The organism is Psychroflexus aestuariivivens, from assembly GCF_004010055.1.
Classification (GTDB): Bacteria; Bacteroidota; Bacteroidia; order Flavobacteriales; family Flavobacteriaceae; genus Psychroflexus; species Psychroflexus aestuariivivens.
This window is the reverse complement of the sequence record NZ_RQVT01000032.1, coordinates 1-2,651: the sequence shown is the minus strand read 5'-3', so window position 1 is coordinate 2,651 and position 2,651 is coordinate 1. Positions and strand designations below refer to the sequence as shown.

The 2,651-nt window shown below is 30.2% G+C and carries 2 protein-coding genes; both read right to left on the bottom strand.

Features of this window, described 5'->3' with window-relative positions; translation table 11 throughout:
• Positions 1-138: 138 nt before the first annotated feature.
• Complete coding sequence (locus tag EIG86_RS06185; protein WP_127845296.1) at positions 139-855, bottom strand: Cthe_2314 family HEPN domain-containing protein; 717 nt, start codon at positions 853-855, stop codon at positions 139-141.
• A gap of 179 nt (positions 856-1,034) precedes the next feature.
• Positions 1,035-1,706 (bottom strand): hypothetical protein, encoded by a 672-nt coding sequence (locus EIG86_RS06180; protein WP_127845295.1) that lies wholly within the window; start codon positions 1,704-1,706, stop codon positions 1,035-1,037.
• Between the last annotated feature and the right edge of the window lie 945 nt (positions 1,707-2,651).

Genomic DNA, 2,651 nt, shown 5'->3' with positions numbered 1-2,651 from the left:
AGATTTTTAAATTTTACTATTTATCTTTTTTATTGGAAATCGTCAAATTTAAAAATTTGGCGACTTTCCAAATATGCCTTAATTTCGTTTAAGCAACTGATTAGCTATGAGCTATATACGTTGTTGTAGCACGTTTTTTTACGTCATATTCTTAATGAATCCATATGTTTTTACAATTCCTTCGTTAGTAAGTTCGATATGCTTTTTGAAAAATTCTGGTAGGGTTGATTTTTCCAAAAATATCTCTTCTATTTTTTTCATATCTCCTGTATTATCCAAAATCGCTTCTTTATATTTTGTCTCAATTTGTTCGTAGTGAACTACTAACTTTCGTTTGTTATTAAAATCTTTGAAATCGCTATTTCTAAAATCAATTATCCATTCAAAATTCTCATCTGACTCAAAATCGTCTTTCAGATTATCGATTACGTTTGCAAACATTACTCTTTTTGGATTCGGAAATTTTTCAGGAAATTCATTTGCTATTTTGTCTCCAATTCTATCCCAAAAATTATATAGTTTTTCAAAGCAAACACTCGCATACATTGAATAAAACGAATCGTACATATTTTGTCGATAAGTGCTATATTCTTTTCCTTTTAAGAAAACAGTTTCTTTCAAGGGATTATTTATGTGTGGCTTTAAAGTAAACAAAAGACCTGTCGTAAAAATCAAATCGGAATGAATAAATCCGATGTCCGTAGTTATATTAAAATCAAGTCTTGAGTCTTTTGCTTTTTCTCCGATAAAAAATGGGTCAGATTTTATTTTATCAGCATCTTCTTTGAGTCCGTATTCTTTAACTTTTCGAGCGACGAGATTATTAAATTCTGAAATTATTTCTTTATCAGTCATTGAATTTTAATGGATTAGATGAGTTTTCTTAAATGTGCTACAACGGTTTTGGCTATGATGTCGTTGCGGAATCATTCGCAGAATTATTTCGCTGGTAAACGAAAATACTATTTTAACTGGAATTTTCAACAGAAAATTCCAACCCGCAATGCATTATAGCCGTTGTTAGCTGTAGTTTTTTAATATATTGAGCCAACTAGTCTCTGTTTAATTCCATTTTTGTCAATCACCCAAACTAATTCGTAATATCCAGCTCCGTCGCTACAAGTTAGTTGAACAAAATAATCGTTTCCAACATTGAAGATTTTTGAATTGTCAACACATTCAAATAAGTCCATTGTTAAGGCAGGTGAAACATCAATTTTTTCTCCGTTTAAATAGATTTCAATTTTATCTATTTCTAATTTCGGTATATTTCCGTCAACTCCGATTGGTGGAAGTCCATTTATACCAAAGACGTATTTCTGATCTACATAGTCAATTATTTTATCTTTTTTTTCAAAGGGTTTATCCGTCAACTTGAAAGTAAAGTTTTCCTTGTCATATTCCTTTAACTCTTCTAAAGGTTGAATTCGGCTTTTGTGTACATAACCTTCTAAATATTTGTCCGGGCAATCAAAAGAATAAAGGTTTTTTGGAATAAAAACTTTTACCCATTCTACTTTTTTGTCATAATAATCTTCACTGTAAAAAAAAGCAATATCTGTTTTCAGTTTATGAACTATTTCTGAATTTGAATTTCTTTCACTTCTAACATTTGAATATCCATCAGAATCTTGGATAATCGCAACTTGTCCAAATGAAGTCAAGTAGAGTCCGCAAAATATTAGTATTAAATTCCAGTTTTTCATTTCGTCAAATTACAGCTAACGTTCTCGTGTATGCGCAGTAGCGCATTAAAATTCTAAAACTTTTAAATTCAGTCTCAAAGTTAGCAAATTATCTTAAACTTTGATTTCAGTCACAAACCCCGCTATTGCGTATACACAGTGTTAGCAAGCGCATTTTTTTCGCATTTCTCGATTCAGAGTCAAATCGAATTTCACAAAACAAATCAGCAAACCAACTTATCGTTTATCGACTGTCAGCAAAAAAATCGGCTACAAATTTTATTTTGAAGTCGGCTCGCAATTTCACGGATAAACAATGATTTTGATTGTCAGATATTTCATTAAAACCAGATGTCAGCCGAGTAAATATCAGATTAATTTCCAAGCGAAAAATTCCTTTTTGATTAGATTTTAAATAACCAAAAATGAATTTAATTTCGATTTCTCAGAGTTGAAATCAGCGGATTTTTTTTTGAGAATGATTTTTTTTATGTGCTTGCTAACGTTTTCGTGTATGCGCAGTAGCGCGCAAAAATTCTAAATCTTTTCAATTCAATTTCAAAGTTAGGAAATTATCTCAAACTTTGGTTTCAGTCACAAACCCAGCTATTGCGTATACACAGTGTTGTGGAGCGTGTTTTTTTTATTTTAATTGTCAAAATCAAATTAGATTTCTCAAAATTAATTTTCGATTCGCTACTATTATTGAGTTTTACTTTTAAACCTCAGTTTGTACTAGATTTTTATTTGCGCAATAAAATCAGATAAATTTTTCATCGCCAGAGTCAAATTAAATGTCGATTTTGAACTTAAATTTTGAATTTGTCAAAACTTAGATTTCTATAATTTAATCAATTGTCAGCTGAGTGAAAATCAATCAAATTCCCGAGTGCAAAAATTTCGTTTTGATTCGATTTTAATTGCCAAAAATGAATTTAATCTCGTCTTTTTCAGCGTTGAAATCAG